This is a genomic window from Pseudoalteromonas luteoviolacea (assembly GCF_021654285.1).
Lineage (GTDB): Bacteria > Pseudomonadota > Gammaproteobacteria > Enterobacterales > Alteromonadaceae > Pseudoalteromonas > Pseudoalteromonas luteoviolacea_J.
Genome location: NZ_JAKFZS010000002.1, coordinates 169,009 through 189,758 on the forward strand (window position 1 = coordinate 169,009; position 20,750 = coordinate 189,758).

A 20,750-nucleotide genomic window follows, 5' to 3' on the forward strand; every position below is an offset into this window, starting at 1 on the left:
CACAAAAAGGGCGAATTAAACTTACTGAAATTTGTCTATTTTAATTTATTAAAAAATATTAAACGCATGATTTTTAAGAATATAAAAATGAGCCTTACTCATCCATAAGCAGGCTCATTGGGCTAGTAATTTAGCTTTTAATTGCGGGCTTGAACGTCTACTTCTTGTCCATCTGCTAAACGCTCCGCACCGCGCACAGCGATACGGTCACCAATGTTCAGTTGACGCGTCTTATCCATCGCTTGTATCTCAACCAGTTTGCCTTCACCTTTCCCGACACTCACAGGGATCTGTTGTACAGTGTTATCGTTATTGATTTTAACAATGTGGATCCCCTGCTGGCGGATAATTAAGGCATCGCGATTTATCAATAGCACAGATTGCTTCGATTGCAGCGGCACGGTGACATCAACGAGTTGACCAACTGCATAAGTATGCCCAAGCTCTGCGTCCAATTGGGCTCTGACCTCTACCGTTTGCGAGCGCGGATCGGTTGCCGGGATCACGCTGCTTATGGTGGCTGTATTGCTTGTTGGATTGCTTAAATCGCCACTTTTAAATGGCAAAGCAATACCGGGCTTGAGGTAGTGTAAATACTTAACCGGGACATATAGTCTGGCTTCGAGGTTGTAAATATCCACAAAGTTGAGCAAGTCGCTAGCACGGCTGACTTCTCTGCCAGCGCGTTTAAATCGTTCACTGACGACACCTGTAAAAGGCGCTCTAATTGTCGCTCTTGATAGCTTATCAGCAATAACGCGAAGCTCTATTTCAGCCAGCGCAATGTCAGAAAGCGCCAAGTCATGTTCGTTTTGGACACGGTCAACTTGCGTTGCCGCTGCACTGTTTGTTTTAGCCAGCTTTTGTAAACGACTGAGTTCTTGTGTATGGAACTTTAGATTTACTTTTGCGCGTTTGAGCATTTCTTGCTGGCGCGCTTTTTCAAGCTCAAGTGGCAAGGTGTCCATGCGAACTAAGACATCCCCCTGTTTTACTTGCTGCCCAGGCTCTGCAACAAACAACAGTCGTCCTGCAAGCCCCGAAGTAATGACTACATCTTGTTTACCAAACAAGGTAGCACTGACAGCAAGTGAGCTAGATATTGGTGCTTGGGTGACTGATTCGACAGACACAGGAAGCGCAGCATGGCTGGTGGCACCGTACATGAGTGTGCTGCATGTCAAAGCCAATGAGAAAAATTTAATGGTTAAAGAGGTTTTACGCATTGTCGGTCCTTATTGGTTTGACACTAAATTTAAAGCGGGTTCTGACTCGCTATTTTGCTTTGGTTTTGGCTGTTTCCCTTTACCGAGTTGCAGCAAACTAGGCATTAATATCAAGGTAAATAGCGCGCTAATTGCCATGCCGCCAACAATCACTGTTGCTAAACCGCGATAGATTTCCGCACCAACACCGGGTACTAATGTGAGGGGCAACATGCCAAAGAGGCTGGTTAATGTACTTAAATAAACAGGTCTTGCACGCAGTAATACGGCTTGTCTGACAGCATCTTGTCGCAACATACCAGCAGCTTCTGCGACCCGCGTTTGATCAACAAGGAGGATGGCGTTGTTGACGACCAGGCCGAGCAAAATAATAAAGCCAATCATCGTCAGTAAATCAAGCGACTGAAAAGTAAATAAATTCAGTATATACAGTGCTATCACACCACCCGCAGCGGCCAATGGCATGACCATAAGCACGAGCAAACTGTCTTTGGCAGACTTAAACAACGCACTCATTAATAAGAATAAGATGAAGAGGGCTAGCACAAAGTTGATGGCCATTTCTTGAATAGCAGAATTCATTTTTTGGGCGTTGCCGGAGAGAATAACACCGGCATTTTCAGGCAGCGAGGCCTTCACTTTAGGAATAACTTGTGTGGTTAAAATTTGTTGTGCTTGCTCTAGTGACATCGTTGCTGGAGGCGTGACGACAACACTCACCGTTCTGCGGCCGTCCACGCGACGTAATTGACTGGGACCAACTGTGCGTTCGACATGCGCAAGTTCACCTATGGTTTGAATACCTGAATCAGGTGTAACAATTGGCAGAGCTTTAAGTGCTTCTGGTGATTCCCAATTTTCGGCGCGTAAAATCACATTCATTCGGTCATTGCCGTTAAAATATTCATTCACGAATAAGCCGCCGGTAAACGCTTGCACAGCTTGCGCAACATCTTGGCGTGTAATGCCTGCCTGTGTAATACGTCGATCATTTGGATGCAACCTGAGTTCAGGCTCTGCCATATCTAATCTTGGCTGTGGTTGGGCTGTGGCCTCTGGAATCGCTTCTTTCACGGCAGTTAACGCAACCTGTGCTCCAGTAATGAGATCATCCATGTTCGGGCCTGTGATCTCAATATCAATATTGCGTCCATCGCCACCATTTGATACTTGGATCATTGAGCCTCTAAAGAGGAAGACTTGGGTATCAGGTAAATCAACGAGGATTTCTTCGCGCGTTACTTTCATTAATTCTTCGACTCTTTGCGGGTCTGCCGAATAAATAAACCCACCTGCGTTAGTACCGAATAGATAAAAGTTAAAGTCTTTAATACCCGGCTGCTTTTCTCCAGTGTAGTGGGGCATTAAGCGCGCTTTAACCCGCTTTAAAAGCTCTTCTTCCATATAGTTAACATTGCCACCGGGTGGGGTAACTAAAGAAAAGAAGAAGCCATCAGTGGGAGCTTGTGGCATAAAGTCTGTTTTTGGCAACATGGTGATCGTGATGAGCATCGAGCAGCCTAATAAGCCAGCTATCCAGCTTATTTGCTTCACCCTAGAGTTGGTGAGCATCATGATAAAGTTGGTTAGCTTTTTCCAATATGCCTGGTAGGGGTCTTTTTTCGCCTTGCTATCAGGTAGGTAACGGTTGGCCATTGGAATAATGGTGAGTGCGCTAACGAGTGATGCAATCACCGCAATGGATAAGGTCAGCGCCAAATCTGAAAACAGTTGTCCTTCAATACCGGCCATAAACAAAATAGGTAAAAAGATGGCGACGCTGGTGGCGGTTGAAGCAAACAGGGCGCCAGCGACCTGTGTTGCGCCTTTGAGCGCCGCCTTGTGGTTATCAAAGCCGGTTGATTTTAGTCGTGCGATATTTTCTTGCACTATGATTGCCGCATCGAGTACTAGGCCAACGGCAAATGCAAGTCCGGCCAAAGAGATAACATTAATACTGCGATCAAAAATATTCAGTGCTAAAAACGCCATCATCAAAGATACAGGGATGGTTGCAGCAATGATGAGGGTGGTTTTTACACCTCGAAAAAACAGCCATAAAATAATACAGGATAGGAGCACACCTAAGCCCAAGTTACTTTTAACTAGGAGCAGCGCATTTCGAATATGTACTGACGCATCGTAACTGAGCTCTATACTTAGGCCTGCTTCAGCCAAAGGACCAGAGTTGAGCTCTTTAATGGCTGAGTTAATATCATCTAAAAGTGCGACGGTATTGGCATCATTGATCCGTGCGATACGAATGTAATAAGCGGGTTGTCCATTGCGACCACTCATCCCTAATCGATCGGAAAACGTTTCTTTGACGGTGGCGATATCGGCCAAATATATTGGCCTTTCGCCGGAATAACCGATGCGCATTTGCAGCATGTCCTGCAAGTCATATTGGCCAGTAAAGCGAACTGTATACTGCCTGCGGCCGACGTTTGCTAACCCTGCTGAGGTATCTTGTGAGGTGCGCAGCGTTTGCCTGATCTGATTTATGCTAATGCCCAATGCTGCAGCTTTATGTGGGTCAAAAGTTACACGAAGTTCTCTAGAGCGTTCACTGGCGAGATCGACACGGGAGACCCCTTGAATTTGAGATAATCTAGGCTCAATGATTTCTTCTATTTGTTTTTGGTATTGAGCCATGTCAAGGCTAAGACCTTCATCGCCTGCTTCTAACGGTGTGACAAGTAAAGTCGCTGCTGCGGCGCCGCCTCCGCCTCCAAAACCACCTCCAGCAGATACCACAGGGTCAATGGCATCAAGGGGGAGTGGAGGCGCTTGATTAAGGTTGGTTAAGACGTCTAGCATGGCTTGCTGCATATCCGTGCCAATCGCAAAAGTGAGAGAGATAAAACCATTTCCGCGGTTAATGACGGTATTGACCTCTAGCGCACCTGGCGTATTTTTTACCGCGTTTTCGAGCGGCTCGATGATGACAGATTCAATTTCTTCCGGCGCAGCTTGACGCCATCCAGAAAAAATAGTGATTTGTGGTTGCTCAATATCTGGTGTGAGCTGTATTGGTAGTTTGAATATGCTTAATAATCCAAACACCAAAACCAGCGCCAAAATGACAATGACACTAGCGGGATTTTTAAGAGAACTGCGCGTTAAATTCATTACAACATCCAAGTTTAACAGTACACATTGGAGTGTAACGATTGAACAGAAAAGTGCTAGCCCCAAAAAATAACAGCATTCCCATAGCGCGATAAACCGCTGTTTTAAAGCGGCTGATAGCACACTTGCAATAAACTGTAACAATTTTTCATTGTTTGAAATATATGTTTTATAAGCGGTTAATAGATTGAAGCATGAGAGTCACGGGCCATGAGGATGAGATTCATCCTCCTAAATTACGAACCTGAAAGTCGTAGAACTTAATTTAAAGTGTGTCCATATCAAAAAAATCAACGAATAAAGGCCTTTTTATCCACGAAAGCGCTGTCGTTTGATGTAGGTTAAACAAACTCATTTTCTGCCAAAGTTTATCTGTATGTGTCATGTCCGGTGCATTAATATTTCGTTTTAAGTTTAGGGACTAATTCAAGAGCTGCAGGGTATCATCATGCGCTAGATTACTTGTGTGATATTGGGCTTAAAAATAGCTGATAAAGGATAAACAGCAACGCACTTTGATAATAGTTGTAAGGAGTATAACCATGTTTGTTGCTTTGAAATGGGACCATCAGATTGGCGCCCATTTTGTGTCTTGGGTAGTTGTGGAGTGCTCAGCGGTTAGAGATAAGTTTGGTCTGCCGCAGGCCATTCCTCCACGGCGTGACATCGCTTATTTTGTTAACCCGAAAACCGCAGAGCACGACGCCAAAGCATTTGCAGATCATAAAAATGGTGTTGCCAGTGTGGCGTGTGTGCAAGATTATTCACCGTATTTGTCGGATCATCATGGCTACGCGCACTATCAGTGGGATCACACTTACCTTGAAGAGATAGTAAAGCATGCAGTTCTGTATTGGGAAGATGGGAAACATATTGAAAGTAAGCCTTTTAGAGATGATGTTGCATACTTTGTATGTCCATATGAATCCGAGGCTGATAGTCGTTTCTTTGCCCAGTATAAGTTAATGATGCATAGTCAGTGTTTGCTACATAGCGCTTAACTTTTTCAGGTTTGAGGGCGAGCTTATGCCCTCATTATTGGCCTACAACTCTAAATCCTGAACTGAAAAGTTGGGATAGAGGCTTGGTTTAAATCGGTTTATGTTAATTAAAAAGCGACTATCTTTCACAGGTAAAGTGGCTGAACCGTAATCGTATGAATTTAGCTTGTCACGCAGTATTTGGTTGCTTATCCCATCCCCAGTCATATGATGCCAACTAATGATAGACGGGGTGACAAAGTACCCGTAGTCGTTTTCTGCGATTTCATTTTGCTTAGCAAATCTAAATGCATGTGTTAGTAGACCATCTTTATGGTAGACAATTTTTAAATGGCCATTTTCAAAGGGAAGCTCGTTAGCTGGCTTGGTGTAGAGATCCCCATGGGCGCTATAACTGCCGTGGGTAACGATGCCATCAATTGTCCAAATCGCAGCGTACTCCCAGTCGTGGCGATGACCCCCACCTAAGTATGGAAAAACCTGATCTTTTTTAAAATATAGGGTATAAAAGTGGGCGCAAAATTGTCCATCATTTGTTACCTTACAGGCATGTCTGTGCACAGTATTAGAGGTGGATAAAAATTGGCTATCACGACAGTGACCACCTAACGCGCCTGATGTTTTTAGTCCTGAATTTTGTTGTCCGGTGCGGCTTATACCTGCACTAGGTAGGCAGCCATCTGTATCAAAGTCAAATACCGGCTCGGTGTTGTTAATGATATAGGCGGGTGGTAATGCGGGCGTGAGTGCTACAAAGTCGTTTGCGTGCGAGAGTGAGCTAAAGGGCGTGCAGCCTAGCATAACTGCACCATATATCACTTTATTGGTCATCATAATATTCCTTGTTATCGATAGTGACACTAGTAAATTGAGCATTTATTCTACAAGGGGTTTGTGACGAAATGTATATTAATTGTTTACTTTAGTTTTTTTGCTCTAGCTCTGAAGTTGCCTTTTGCTGGTAATCTTGTTTGACGATTTCCAAGGCATCTAGGACCTGTTGTGGCGGGACTTCGTTTTGCTCTAGTAGCATAATGAGGTCTACGGCGAGCTTTATATATGGGGGGGCTTGGTCAACTGATGGGGGCTTATTCATTCGAGAATTGTCTCTTTTTGGATACTTGTTCAATGGCGACATCTATGGCTATTTTAACACGTTCTTCCATTTGTTGTCGCTCAGATTGAGGCAGATAAAACTCCATATCTACATCATAGCGAATATATCGAGCAGGTAACTGATTGAGAACAGTACAGCAAAAATCAGCCATGACGTTATCGTCATACTTATCGTTTAATTTGCGCTCTAAGATTTGTTCGATCATGACCTTTTCATAATAATTATGTAAATCATCATGTAGTTTCATCGTGTTAACTCCTTAGTTTTCCCCCTCAATGCTACTTAAAGTCTATATCATAAAAGTAGAGTGCGCGACTTAAGACTAAGGTAAAGTTTGTTTCGAGTAGCCACGAAAACGGTCAAGAAAAAGGGAGTTAGGCAAGGAAGCGAGAAGCTTGCAAGGCATTAAATAGTTGCTGATGTACGGTAACTAAACTGTCAGTGTCACGTTGGTACCCGCCACCTAGGGCGCACATCAACGGCAAGGCATGTTGATAGCAATAGTCTAAAATAATCTGTTCACGCTCTAAAACACCTTGTAGCGATATATCAAAGTGGCCTAGCTCATCTTTTTGAAAGATATCAGCCCCAGCGTTGTATAAAACAATATCTGGTTGATGGACACGGACACAGAGGTCTAAGGCTTGCTTAAGTGTGCTTAAATACTCGCTGTCTTGTGTATTTGCGGGCAGGGCAAAATCATAATCAGAGGCTTCTTTGACCCTTGGAAAGTTTTGTTCGCAATGGATTGAGCAGGTAACCACATCGCTGCGAGACTCTAAAATAGCTGCAGTGCCATCACCTTGGTGGACATCGCAATCTAATATCAACACGGTATCAGCCTGTTGCGTATCTATTAATTCGCACGCGGCAATGGCTAGATCATTAAAAATACAAAAACCACTGGCTCGGTCGCTAAATGCATGGTGATATCCACCGGCTAAATTTGCTGAGAAACCATGTTTAAGGGCATAGTTGGCTGCTTTTATGCTGGCTGCAACAGAAGTTAAGGTACGCTCAACTAATTGCTCTGACCAAGGAAACCCCATGCGTTTGATGTCGACTTGACCCATGGTGCCACTACAAAAAGCATCGACATACGCTTGGGTGTGACAACGGGTGAGTTGCTGTAGAGTGGCTTTATCATTGACGGGTCTTAGATACTGACTGAGTTCTGTGTCTTCGATGCGTGCTTTGAGCTTTTCATATTTACAAATAGGAAAGCGATGTCTGGGTGGGAGGTCAAGGCTGCTGTAAATTTCATCGTAAAACAACACGTCAGCGATTACCTTGCTTTTCGAGCTGTTGTATTTTTTCTTCTGTGGCTGAAATGGCTTTACGACAACGCCCTAAGCGGGTGTGAAGCGCTAGTATTTCTGCGTTGAGTTTGGCATTTTGTTCTGCGTTTGCGCCATCGAGTTGAGCACGTCGAAGATCGATCATTTCTTGTAAGCGACGCTCAAATTCATGGTTTTTAGACAGCTCCTGATATAACTCATGGGAAGATTGCATAATACGCTGGATGGCTTTTTTATATACTTTGGCCTTTTTCGGTTGGCTCAGTTTGTTTTCTTTTGCCCATACAGGTGTTGATTTAAGCACTTTAATTACAGCTTGCATTTGCTCACCCACTTGCTCCACTGCAAATTGGTATGCATGGCGGTTCTGCTCTGGTGGCAGGTTTTTTAGTGTGAGCTTAATCTCTTCGACATAATCACTAAGTAACAAACTTTTGGTGTGAAATAAATGACTATCAAATAAGCTAGGCTGATTTTGAATATAGCGGTTTTTATCAAACCACTTGGCATTATCAAACTGATAGGCTTGAGTACCCAGTTGTTCAAGTTTGCTGTTGAGCTTGTTCAGTGCTTGACTCATGAAATATAAGCCTCAAAAATGAGCTTGCCCGCTAAAAGTATCACGACAGTATTAAATATAGGCTTTATTAGCTTGCTGCCAAATTTAATGGCTGAATGCGCGCCAATCCAAGCACCGAGCATCAAAAAAGCCCCCATTGTGACACCGAGCAAGAAATTCACATGTCCAAGAGCGACAAATGTGATCAAAGAAATAAAGTTTGACACAAAGTTCATTGAGCGTGCTAAGCCACAGTTAAGTAGCAAGCTCATTTTATATAATAAACTATTTGATGCGGTCCAAAACGTGCCCGTTCCAGGCCCTGCTAAGCCATCAAAAAAGCCCAAAGATAAGCCTTGAAGCCATTGCTTAACTTTTAACATCGGGGTTTTCTTTGGCAAGGTATTCAATTCAGTCGAGCTGAGGCTACCGAACAAGCTATATAAAGCGACGATAATGATGATCACCGGCAGTAGTTTATTTAAAAACTCAATACTTAATTTATCAACCAATAAGGTGCCAAGGATTGCCCCAATGGCGGTAGCGATAGTCGAGGCCGCCCAAAAGCGTGGGTTGAATAATTGCTTTTTATAATAGGTGAAACTTGCGGTGAGTGAACCAAAGCTTGCAGCTAATTTATTGGTACCCAAAGTGACATGCGGCGGTAAGCCCGCAGTTAAAAGTGCAGGTACAGTGAGCATGCCTCCGCCACCTGCGACCGCATCAATAAAGCCAGCTGCCAGCGCAACTGCACATAAAAGTGCCCATGTGAGGGGATCAAAAGCGAGTTCTAGCATTCTTAATCTATTTGTCTTGCAAAGGGTGGTAGCGTGTCGAGCATGGCTTTTCCATAACGTTTGGTTACAAGGCGCCTATCAAGTATCGTGATGCGACCAGAATCAGTTTCCTTGCGCAGCAGTCTACCACAGCTTTGCACTAATTTCTTTGCAGCATCCGGTACAGTAATAGATAAAAACGGATTTCCGCCTTTTGACTGAATAAATTCAGCTTGTGCTTCTTCAACTGGCGAAGTGGGTACGGCGAAAGGTATCTTGGTAATAATCAAGTTCTCTAAATACTTGCCGGGTAGGTCTAGCCCTTCAGACAGACTTTGTGTGCCAAATAAAATGCTGCCAGCGCCTAAGTCAATGGCAGCTTTATGACGGCTAAGCAAGGCTTCTCGCGACATTTCTCCCTGTACAAGAATATTAAGTTTCTTTTTGCGCAGCGCTGCGACCACATGATCCATTTGCCAATAAGAAGCAAATAATACGAGGTTTGCTTTGTTTTTATCTAAGTATTGCGGTAGTGCATCAGCTAAAAAATCGCTGAATGTTTTATCAGTTGGTTCAACGGTTGTTTTGGGTAAATGCAAAGTGGCTTGTTGTTGATATGCAAAAGGCGAGTCTGCTTTGATGAATTTCACACCATCTTCACCAATTAATCCACTCTCTTTGGAAAAATGATCAAAGCTACCTAGTGCAGTAAGGGTCGCTGAGCACAGCACTGCGCCAGCGCATTCTCGCCAAAGTTTGTCTTTTAAGTAAAAGCCAACTTCTATTGGACAGTCACATAATAAATGGTCGTGATGGTTTTTATATTCCATGCGCTTGATCCAGCGTGCGTGCGGGGTGCTTTCACCTTTGGCAGCATAGCTGAACCATAACTTATTCAGCTGCTCTAAACGATTAATGTATTGGCCACTTTCTACCAGCAGAGGGTCGGCTAAAAATGCTTGTACGTCACCATCGGATACATCGGTAGTCAGTGCATCATGCATTTTATTTAGTGCTCTAAGCGCATCGAGCGTTGCATCAGCAATATCTTTCGCTTGAGTCGTTAGAGACTCAGGGACATCACCGTTGATGAATCGGTAAGTATCGTTGTCGTTATATTCAAACTCCGCTTTATCCAAACTGTCTCGAACCGTTCTAAGGTACTTACTGGCGTCGTTGGCTGCATCATTCAGTTTGAAATTTTGTCCAATCGCTTTTTGCGACACAATGGTGTTGGCCATTTTGCCACTAAATTTTAATAGCTTTTCAAGCCATTCTATGGTGCCTTTGATGGTTGCGGCGGCGGATGAAAAGTCACGTGTAATGTGAGGTAAATGGTGGGCCTCATCAATGACATAAAAGGTATCTTCAGGTTCAGGTAATATTGTGCCACCGCCAAGCTCTAGATCAGCGAGCAATAGTGCATGGTTAATAACCAGAACATCCATTTGCGCAATTTTTTGTCGTGCAAGATGAAACGGACACAAATGGTGGGACTTCATTTGACGCTGACAGGCGTGTTTGTCACAGGCAATTAAATTCCATACTTTATCAGGAATAGTATCTTCCCAGCTGTCTCTGTCACCTGCCCATTGCTTGTTTTGGTAGGCATTGGCAAGTGTCTGTAAACATTTCTGCTCCATGTCAGTCAGGGGGGATGAGGTCGTTGGTACCAGAGACATTTGCATATCGTCTTGATTCACCGCAGCCATCAGCTTTTGTACGCAAATATAGCGCTGGCGTCCTTTCACCAAATCAAATTTAAAGTCGATGCCACTATGCTCTTTAAAAAAAGGCAGTTCTTTTTCAATTAACTGTTCTTGCAGCGCGACCGTTGCTGTAGAAATTATGAGCTTTTTCTTTTTTGCGAGTGCCAATGGCAGTGCACCAAGACAATAAGCCAAAGATTTCCCCGTACCTGTACCCGCTTCGATAACGCAGATCCGCTGTGATTTATGGTATTCACCAGCGAGCGTTTTTGCGATTTCTGCTACTAGGTAGTTTTGGCTGCTGCGAGGGCGATAATCCTCAAGTTGCTGAGCGATATTTTGATGGGCATGACGTACGGTTTTTTTTAAAGAGTCTGACAACATGTGGATCGCCTAAGCAAAAAAGTATGGATATAATTACAGGGGTGTATTTTAGGCGGGGTTCACAATTGGCACAAGCAGTATATCCGGGCTTTATTTTGTCACGGCAACAAACTTCATATAAAGGCAAGTTACGCTTGTGTTATTGGTTGAAGACGCAGCAAGGTGCGATTAAGGTTTTTGTTGAAGATGAGCAATGTGTGTTTTTTATCATGCAAAAGCATCGTGATAAGGCAAAACAGAAGTTAGAACAAGCAGGCTGCCAGTTCAGATTAGCAGATTTGGCATTAAAGCATTTTGACCAATCTAAAGTGTGCGCACTGTATTTTTTAAGTTTAAGTGATTTTTACAACGCAAAAGAAACACTGACCGGATATGTGCCAATGTATGAGGAAGATATCCGCCATGCTGATAGATATTTAATGGAGCGCTATATTAAAGGGGGGGTTTGGGTCACCGGCCAGCCTGTACAATGCAGCGGTTACACTGAACTAAAGCGTGCAAAATTAAAAACTAACCCTGTGTTTGTACCAGATCTAACTATGCTGTCATTGGATATTGAGTGCAGTGGTGATGGCGTTTTGTTTTCTGTTGGCTTGGTATCACATGATAGAAAAACGGTGATCATGATAGGGGAGCCACAGCCAAGCGATATCAATATTGTTTGGGTTGAAGATGAAATTGCGTTACTTCATACCTTGTGTCACATCATAGTACAGTTAGACCCAGACGTATTGATTGGCTGGAATGTCATTGACTTTGACTGTGTGGTGCTTCATGAACGCGCTCAGGCTTTGGGCGTATCGCTTAATATCGGTCGTGATGGGGAAGCGATGCAAGTATCCAGTGGGCATTTTACTCGTGTACTGATCCCTGGCCGGGTTGTGATAGATGGCATTGATACCATGAAAAATGCGACCTATCACTTTGAAACATTTAAGTTAAGCTTTGTTGCCAAAGAAGTACTTGGTCGCGATAAATTGATTGCTCAGGATAATCAATTAGAAGAAATTATCAGACAATTCCATGAGGACAAGCTGAGTCTTGCCAAATATAACTTAGAAGATTGTCAGTTAGTTTGGGATATTTTTGTGCAGCAGTCATTGCTTGACTTTGCTATTGCGAGAACACGATTAACAGGGTTGGAACTGGAGCGTATGGGTGGCTCTGTGGCAGCATTTACTAACCTTTATTTACCCTTACTCCATCGCAGTGGCTATATTGCGCCCAACCTTGGAGAACATGGTTTAAACTTTGATAGCCCTGGTGGGTATGTGATGGACTCCAAACCTGGGCTATATAAAAACGTCCTGGTGCTGGATTTCAAAAGCCTTTATCCATCCATTATACGTACCTTCTGTATTGATCCTATGGGACTCATAGAGGGAGAGCAAGATGCGCTCAATGCCATTCCTGGATTCAACAAAGGATTATTTTCAAGAGAGCAGCATCATTTACCTCAGCTGGTTGCTAAGCTCTGGGACGCTCGCCATCAAGCCAAGCTCGAAGGAGAGCAAATGCTGCAGCAGGCGATAAAGATCATTATGAATAGTCTATATGGTGTATTAGGTTCTAAAGGATGCCGCTTCTATGACCCGAGACTGTCGAGTTCAATTACGATGCGCGGTCATGAAATCATGCAAACCACGCGACGTTGGATCGAAGAGATAGGCTATGAAGTGATATACGGTGATACAGACTCTACATTTGTAAAGGTTGCGGATGTTGCCAGCGCAAAAGACTGCCAGGACATCGGCAAAACGCTGATGACAATGATCAATGAACGCTGGGCTGAAGAACTGAAAGAGCAGTATCAGTTATCAAGTTTTTTAGAGATAGAGTTTGAAACGCATTACAGCCCATTTTTTATGCCCACAATTCGAGGCCAAGAAACGGGGTCTAAAAAACGCTATGTCGGCCAAATTGAGAATAATGGGCAACCTGAGCTGGTATTTAAAGGTATGGAGACTGTGCGCAGTGATTGGACGAGCGTGGCCAAAGAGTACCAACAAGCGCTGATCCGTGCGTTATTTGATGGTAAGAGCGTTGTAGAAATCACAGAGCATTACATCGGTCTTATTACTTCTGGGCAAGTGGATGATAAGCTCATCTATAAAAAGCGCCTTGGCAAGTCATTGGATGCATACGTCAAGAATATTCCCCCCCATGTGCGTGCAGCTAAAGAAGCAACGCGCTTAGGCTTGGTGAATGGGCTGGGTAAGGGCAGTCAAATTGCATACTATATTAGTCAGTCTGGCCCACAACTATATATTAAATCGCTTAAGCAACTTGATTATACCCATTATATAGAAAAGCAAATATTACCTATATATAGAATGCTGCCGAATATTGATGAAAATGCGATCAATTTAGCAGGTCAACGATCCTTTGATTTGTAAATCTCTAGATGCGAATTTTTATCGCTTTGTAATATTCGAGATTTTGCCGCACAACAGATAGCCAATCTATAAAATTGCTTTTACAGTGATGTAAATGCACCTTCCTATTTGTGCAAATTATTTGTAGTCAGTTAAAGGTTTGTTTGAAAATTAGCCACTTAAACTAAAATTAAAAATATTTTTATTAACGCATTTGCAGCTTGCTTTTTTTAAAAAAACACACCTTTGTGTTTTTATTGCCCATAAACTCTGTGAAATTAATTAATAATTTAATTCATATTGTAGTAAGTGTTTATTAACTTCAAAACGGTATTAAAAATTGATTGTTTGCTGTTTAGTTTTTGTTAGTGAGTGTTAACTTGTGCTTGTTTGACGTTTAACATGAGTCCCGATTAGTATCCATGCCGAATTTTAAAACCGGCCACTAGAGCCAGAAGTAAAGACTTATAAAACTCAAGCTTACTATTCAGGTAGATAAGCCCAGGGAGAATCACATGTTGAACACTAAAGTAACTAAAGCTGTGCGTATTGCACTCGCGTTTGGTGCTGCTTCTTCAGCTGCATTTGCTACTAATGCTGTAGCTGCAGAAGGTGCAGAAAAAGTAGAACGTATCGAAGTAACTGGCTCACGTATCAAACGCGTTGATATGGAAGGTGCAAGCCCTGTAGAAGTTATCACAACTGCTGAATTTGAAAGCCAAGGCCGTGTATCGGTTGCTGAAGCACTACAAAGTGTTACATCTAACAGCTTTGGTTCGATTGCACCTGCATCAGGTAACAGTGCGCAATCACAAAATACAGTAAGCTTACTAGGTGCTGGTGCCGGCCGTACACTAGTATTGGTTGATGGTAAGCGCCTTGGTGGTTCTCCATCACTGAATGCAGGTGGTGCAAACCTAAGCTCAATCCCAATGGCGGCAGTTGAGCGCATTGAAATCCTTAAAGATGGTGCATCAGCTATCTATGGTTCTGACGCTATCGCAGGTGTTATCAATGTTATCTTGAAAAAAGATTTTGAAGGTGCAGCATTTGATATCCAAGTAGGTCGCCCAGAAGCTGACGGCGGTGAGACGAAGCAAATGTCACTATCGTTCGGTGTAAGTTCAGACAAAGGCAACATCACGTTTGTATACGACCATCAAGAGCGTCGTGCTATTTTCGACCGCGATCGAGACTACACGAAAGCAACATGGGAAGATAAAAACGGTGATGGCTTAATCTCAGCTGGTGACGAAACGACAGGTATTAGCGTTTTTGGAGCGACTATTGTAGATAGTGAAGGAAACCATCACGCATCACCAAAGTGTAATGAATTGAAAAATACCGTACCTGGTTTTGTTGGTATCCTTGACCAAGGCACAGGTAATGGTGGTATTGGTAATGGTGAAGTGTGTGGTTATGCTTTTGCAGACGTATCGGCAAATATGGCATCGACAAAACGTGACTCTATCATGACTAGCCTTGCGTACGAATTAACAGATGATATCGAACTATACGCGCGTGGTATGTTCAGTCGTAATGACTCATTTGGCCGTTATGCACCAGCTGCTGCGTTGTGGACTAACATGTCAGCAGACAATGAGCACAACCCATTAGATGAAGTTGCTAAAGGTAAGTTTCGCTGGTACCAACTTGGTAACCGAGATGGTGAAGTAACCGATTATCAGCAAGACTACTTGTTAGGTCTTAAAGGTATGTTTGGTGACACAGCTGAGTGGGAAGTGTCTTATCACAAAGCACGCCTTGATTACCGTACTGCGGGTCGTTACTACCTAAGCTACTCAGGTCTTGCATACAATGCGCAAGAAAACATTGATATGGGTTCTGAGCAAGGCATCAATAACATGCGTGCGACAACGTATGTTGAAAGCCAGAGCGATCTTGACCACTTCTTTGCCGGTCTTGGCTTTGAATTTGGTGAACTTGAAGGCGGTATGATCAGCCACTATATTGGTGGTGAGTACTTCGAAGAAGTTTTAGACTCAAAGTTTGATGCACAAAGCGATGCGAAGCTAGTAGGCGGTAACGCAGGTGGATCAGGTATGGGTGAGCGCGACGTAACCGCTTTATTCTACGAAGTTGCATTCCCAATATTTGACAACTTAATTGTAAGTGCGGCATACCGTTATGATGACTACAGCGACTTTGGCAGTGTAGGTAACCCAAGTGTTAAACTTGAGTACCGTCCATTTGATGACCTACTAGTTCGTGGCTCATATTCAGAAGGTTTCCGTGCACCAACGCTAAAAGAGCTATATGGTGCAGAGTCAGAGGGTAGCCCTGTAACAACTGATTATGTAGCATGTAAAAATGGTCTACCTGCTGGCGCAAGTGAAGATCAAGTTCGCGAAGCGTATCTAAACTGCCCGCAAAGTGCTTATAATGAGCTAAGAAAGAGCAATGAAAACCTAGGCGCAGAAGAGTCTACGTATGTCAACTTAGGTGTTGTTTACTCTGGCTTTGAAGATGTAGCGATTAAGGTGGATTACTTTGAGCTTGAGATTGACAATGTAATTTCATTAATCACTATTCAAGACCTTGTGCACATTGAAAATGGTAACAAGCTTAATGAAGTTTATGCTAAGTTCCCTGAAGTGAAGTTAAGCCGTGCTGCTAATGGTGCGATTGAAGGTTACTCACACACGCAATATGCAAATGGCTCATTCATGTCGCGTAAAGGTTTTGACATTGATTTGTCTTACAACCTAGATACAAGTTTCGGTGAGTTTAAATTTAAGAAAGTAACTACTGTACTTACTGAAGTAGGTGAAGACGTTTATTTCTCAGGTCCTATGAGTAACCAAAAAGGTGCTCCGCAGCAGCCAGAATGGCGCTCTCAGTTCACAGTTAACTTCTCTGCAGATAGCTACGCAGTAAACTGGACAACTGACATTATCGCAGGCACTCACGAAAGTGATGTGGTACAAGTAGATTCAACTGGTAACCCTTATATTGTTTATTCTGGTGATGTACCAACTTATGTAACTCATAACTTGAATGTGAAATATTTCACAGAGAGCTATGGTACATTTACTGTAGGCGCACGTAACCTATTTGACAAAGGCGTACTATTTGATAGTAACGATAATTGGATCAACGACTCAATGTACAACTCTGGTCACATCGGTCGTGAACTATTTGCAGGTTACAGCATCAGCTTCTAATCTGTACATTTGATTTATCAAATTATCAAGCCTCGCTTTATGCGAGGCTTTTTTGTTTCTCCTCTTAAATCCTCAGCAGTAACTTTGCCCTGTAACCCTCGGAACAAAAAACTTTGAATCCTAGCCTTAATGTTTTTGTGACTTATTGGTTTGTTTTTAGAAATAAATGAATTGATATTTTACTTTGATGTGAAAGTGGTTCTTTTTGTATCAAAAAATGGGTTCAAGTTTTAATTTTGTTTCTTTTTCAGTGACTTTTTTTGTTTGATTTACTTTTTTGTATCAAATTTTGTTTGTTTACACATATTTAACCGTGGTTTGCTTTCTGTTTTTAAGTTATAACCTATTGTTTTTTAGGTGTTTTATTTGAAAATGTAATTTGTTTGTTAAAAGGGTACGGGTTTTAAAGGTTTTTTATTGTGTATTTTGATCCAATCTATGTAATCTCTGGTTTGTTATTTTATTTGGTACTTGATCAAATATTCAGCCAAAAAAAATAAATGCTTTAATTTCAATGTTTTAATGTTTTTTTGTTGTTTTCTTTGTAACTTTATGTGTGAAATAATGTTGATTTTTGAGGTTATAAGTGCAATAAAATTGTTGACGATAAGGGCAGGTATTGTTTAGTATTCCTGCAATGAGTTGCTTAAATGGCAACAATAAAAAATTGGCTAACGCCATTTATATAATTATAACCACTCAAAAGGGTGGTCCAGGGAGATTCAAATGTTAAACAATCAAGTGACCAAGGCAGTGCGCTTAGCATTGGCTTTAGGTGCTGTTTCAGCATCTGGTTTTGTAGCTGCTAATGAAGCAGGTGAACAAGAAGTAGAACGTATCGAGATCACAGGTTCAGCTATCAAGCGTACTGATCTTGAAGGCGCTTTACCTGTTGACGTGATCGATGCAACAGACATCGCAAAGTCTGGTGTAACAAGTGTGCCAGATTTAATCGCAAACATCCCTTCAATGCAGGGCTTCACAGCTGCAGGTGAGTCTGTAGGTGGCGGCGGTGGCGGTGTTCAAACTGCTTCACTACGTGACCTTGGTGCTGAATACACGCTTGTTTTAGTAAACGGCCGTCGTATGGCGTCGTCTGACTCAGGTTCAAGTATCGATATCAACTCTATTCCATTGTCAGCAATCAAGCGTGTTGAAATTCTTAAAGATGGTGCGTCTGCACTGTATGGCTCTGACGCTATTGCTGGTGTTGTAAACTTTATTCTTAAAGATGATGTGCAAGAAACGACTATCAGTGCACGTTATGACAAGCCAAAAGACACTTCAAGCTCAAACTTTGCAATCACAACTGGTTTTGGTGATTTAGGCAGCGATGGCTTTAACGTAATGGTAAGCTTTAGCCGTGATGAGCAAGATAACTTAAGATCTGTAGATCGTGATTTCGCTAAAACTGGTTTTTTACAGTTTGAACACGCAGGGCAAGACCTTGTTGCAATAGCAGGTTCTGCAAATGCGATTCCTGGTAATGCTTATGTAACGTACAATGAAGTAAATGCGAATGGCGAATATAACCTCAACGACGATGGTGATAAGATAGTTAAGACTTATGCGCTAAACCCGTATAAGGAAGCAAATGGTTCTTGTCACACTACAAGTGCTCCAGCTGGTAATGCATGTCAGTTTGATTATACAAGTACGCTTGAAATTCAACCTGAGAGTGAGCGTAACAACTTATTCTTACAAGGTACATTTGCAGTAAATGATGATACTGAAGCGTATGTAACTGCTTCTGCTTCTGAATTCAAAATGACGACGCGTATCGCGCCTTACCCAACAGGTGGCTTTGTACTTAACAGAAAGAAAGGTGAAGAGTCTGCTTTTGTTAACGATAACGTTATCAAGTATCTACCTACTGACTATATAGATGCCAATGGCGTTAAACAAAATGTTCTAGAAGAAAGAACAGGCCCAGTTACTGCTCGTTGGCGTGTACTTCCAGGCGGCAATCGTACTGACGAGTTCAATACATCAACAACACATTTCGTAGCTGGTCTTCGTGGTGATTTTGGTGAGTGGAACTATGATGTAGCGGTTACAGCGTCAGATGCAGAGCGTGAGCAGACACGTATTACAGGTTATCCGATACAAGATCAGTTCATTCCACTTGTTGAGTCTGGTGAAGTTAACATTTTCGCAGACCCTGATTCACTAACGGATGAGCAAAACCAAGCCGTTCGTAATACTATGTTCAGTGGTCTATGGGATACAACAGATACAAGCTTATTTGCCATTGAAGGTAAAACGTCTGGTCCAATTGCTGAGTTAGATGCTGGTACAGTTTATATGGCTGTTGGTTTTGACTACCGTCAATCTAGCTACTCTCTAACAAATGGCGAAGGCCAAAATGCTGAGATAGTTTTATTTGAAAGTGCGGGCGAAGAGTTTGACCTTGAGCGTGATAGCTATGGTGCATTTGCCGAGGTAGTTATACCAGTACTTGAAAACCTTGAAGTGACAGGTTCACTACGTTATGACGAAATTGGTGAAATCACAAACTCTAAGCTTACAGGCAATCAGACTGTAAATGACAGTGCTGACGATACTACCTATAAAGTAAGTGTATCTTACCGTCCAGATGACCAGTGGTTACTACGTGCGTCATATGGTACTGGCTTTAAATCAGCAACCATGCGACAAATCGCAGCGCCTCGTCTTGAGTTTGGTGTAACGGCATCTCCATACGATTGCCCACCTCTTTTGAGACAGGAAATTGCTCAATTCTGTCATACTGAAAAATTACAGTACGATGTTTACCGTGAAGGCAACCCTTCGCTTGAGCCAGAGACGTCTAAACAATATACATTTGGCTTCGTATGGTCTGGCGATCAAGGCACAAGCTTTGGTGTGGACTACTGGAACGTAGCGATGGAGAACCAGGTTAGACGTTTAACTCAAAACCAAATCTTTGATGACCCAGTAACATATGCTGAGTGGTTCACAACTAAGTTTGACAAAGGTGCTGAGAAAACGGTTGTAGCTATTATCCAAGCTGCTGATAACGTTGGTGAATCAAGAAATTCAGGTATTGACTGGCACTTAGATTTCACGACGGAATTTTCTTTCGGTACGCTTAAGTCTCAGTTAATGGGTACTTATATGATTGAAAGTGAAAACTTACGTGTAGGTAGCGACAATATCTGGGATACAAGCTTAGGTAAAGTTGGTACAAATGAAGCGGTTACTTTCCGTAACATCGTAAACTTTAATAATACCTTTACCCATGGTGACTTTACTCACAGCTTAAACCTTAAAGCGCGTAGCGGTTATACGGATGCGGCAGCGGATGTTAGCTTCACAGTTGCTCAAGCGGATGATTGGGATAAAGGGGTAGATGGCAGCGTGATTCAAAAGCACATTCCTGTTTACATGACTTTCGATTATCGTCTTGCATATGCGTGGGGTGACAATGCTAACGTAGGTTTTGGTATTAAGAATCTATTTGATAAAGAGCCGCCATTCACTCTTAATGCGGCTGCTGGTCACCAAGTTGGTTATGACCCACGTTATGCTGACCCGTATGGACGTACTTTCTACCTACAAGCTGATTACACGTTCTAATATCAGCGATTGGCTCCAGATATAGTTTGGAGCCAAGTTACTTATTTTAAAGGAAACATTACAAATTTAAGTATTTATAACTTAATTCATAAATCTGATGAAGATATTTATGTAAATAAGGTAGACGCTTTGTAGATTAAGTTTCTGGATGAAATATTTTTGTGTGAAAAGCCTGCTTATGCAGGTTTTTTTTTATTTGTTTTGTTGTTGTTTTGGGGATTTGTTGTTTACTTGGTGTTTTTTATGTTTATTTTTTGTTTTTTTATAGTCGCGCTGTTGTTTGGTTTTTCTTTTGTTAGCTGCGTCGTAGTTACGGCAGGTTAATGTGTTGAGTGTGTTTTTTGTTTGTTTTTTTGTTTTTAACTACTTGATATTATTGTTTATTTGTTGTTTTTTTTGCTGTTTTTTT

Annotated in this window: 13 protein-coding genes; 4 read left to right on the forward strand and 9 right to left on the reverse strand. The window is 42.3% G+C overall.

The features are described 5' to 3' along the window. Nucleotides 1–137: 137 nt before the first annotated feature. Both L1077_RS02110 and L1077_RS02115 read right to left on the reverse strand, forming a co-directional pair. Nucleotides 138–1,226 carry an efflux RND transporter periplasmic adaptor subunit gene (locus L1077_RS02110; RefSeq protein ID WP_237135404.1) on the reverse strand — a complete coding sequence of 363 codons (1,089 nt, stop codon included), beginning with the start codon at nt 1,224–1,226 and terminating at the stop codon, nt 138–140. Nucleotides 1,227–1,235: 9 nt separating this feature from the next. Further along, entirely contained in the window at nt 1,236–4,358 is a 3,123-nt protein-coding gene (locus L1077_RS02115) for an efflux RND transporter permease subunit (protein WP_237135405.1), read from the reverse strand. A gap of 542 nt (nt 4,359–4,900) precedes the next feature. On the opposite strand from L1077_RS02115, the gene L1077_RS02120 reads away from it, so the two are divergent. After that, on the forward strand, nt 4,901–5,359 hold the full coding sequence (locus tag L1077_RS02120; RefSeq protein ID WP_237135406.1) for a hypothetical protein: 459 nt from the start codon (nt 4,901–4,903) through the stop codon (nt 5,357–5,359). Between the two features lie 42 nt (nt 5,360–5,401). Here the strand turns inward: L1077_RS02120 and L1077_RS02125 are convergent, their stop codons facing one another. From L1077_RS02125 to dinG, 7 genes are all read right to left on the reverse strand, one after another. Beyond that, a complete protein-coding gene (locus tag L1077_RS02125; protein WP_237135407.1) occupies nt 5,402–6,193 on the reverse strand; it encodes an NPP1 family protein in 792 nt (263 codons plus the stop codon). 88 nt (nt 6,194–6,281) lie between these two features. Beyond that, nucleotides 6,282–6,455 (reverse strand): pleiotropic regulatory protein RsmS, encoded by a 174-nt coding sequence (gene rsmS, locus L1077_RS02130; protein WP_237135408.1) that lies wholly within the window; start codon nt 6,453–6,455, stop codon nt 6,282–6,284. Next, nucleotides 6,448–6,723 carry a late competence development ComFB family protein gene (locus L1077_RS02135; protein WP_063360279.1) on the reverse strand — a complete coding sequence of 92 codons (276 nt, stop codon included), beginning with the start codon at nt 6,721–6,723 and terminating at the stop codon, nt 6,448–6,450. Before L1077_RS02135 ends, rsmS begins: the two co-directional genes overlap by 8 nt. Nucleotides 6,724–6,850: 127 nt before the next feature. Continuing rightward, nucleotides 6,851–7,753, reverse strand: coding sequence for a histone deacetylase family protein (locus tag L1077_RS02140; protein WP_237135409.1), 903 nt, complete (start codon nt 7,751–7,753; stop codon nt 6,851–6,853). A 1-nt stretch (nt 7,754) separates the two neighbouring features. Further along, nucleotides 7,755–8,354, reverse strand: a complete 600-nt coding sequence (locus L1077_RS02145) for a primosomal replication protein (protein WP_237135410.1) — start codon at nt 8,352–8,354, stop codon at nt 7,755–7,757. Next, on the reverse strand, nt 8,351–9,130 hold the full coding sequence (locus tag L1077_RS02150) for a sulfite exporter TauE/SafE family protein (RefSeq protein WP_063360276.1): 780 nt from the start codon (nt 9,128–9,130) through the stop codon (nt 8,351–8,353). The genes L1077_RS02145 and L1077_RS02150 overlap by 4 nt, the downstream gene beginning before the upstream one ends. 2 nt (nt 9,131–9,132) lie before the next feature. Then, complete coding sequence (gene dinG, locus L1077_RS02155) at nt 9,133–11,202, reverse strand: ATP-dependent DNA helicase DinG (protein ID WP_237135411.1); 2,070 nt, start codon at nt 11,200–11,202, stop codon at nt 9,133–9,135. 23 nt (nt 11,203–11,225) lie between these two features. Here dinG and L1077_RS02160 point away from each other — a divergent pair, with 23 nt between their 5' ends. The 3 genes from L1077_RS02160 to L1077_RS02170 all read left to right on the forward strand — a co-directional run bounded on the left by L1077_RS02160 (nt 11,226) and on the right by L1077_RS02170 (nt 20,341). Beyond that, the gene (locus L1077_RS02160) at nt 11,226–13,598 is read left to right on the forward strand and encodes a DNA polymerase II (protein ID WP_237135412.1); all 2,373 of its coding nucleotides are present in this window, start codon (nt 11,226–11,228) and stop codon (nt 13,596–13,598) included. 494 nt (nt 13,599–14,092) lie between these two features. After that, nucleotides 14,093–16,762 carry a TonB-dependent receptor plug domain-containing protein gene (locus tag L1077_RS02165; RefSeq protein WP_237135413.1) on the forward strand — a complete coding sequence of 890 codons (2,670 nt, stop codon included), beginning with the start codon at nt 14,093–14,095 and terminating at the stop codon, nt 16,760–16,762. A 726-nt stretch (nt 16,763–17,488) separates the two neighbouring features. Then, the gene (locus L1077_RS02170) at nt 17,489–20,341 is read left to right on the forward strand and encodes a TonB-dependent receptor (protein ID WP_237135414.1); all 2,853 of its coding nucleotides are present in this window, start codon (nt 17,489–17,491) and stop codon (nt 20,339–20,341) included. The last annotated feature ends 409 nt before the right edge of the window (nt 20,342–20,750 follow it).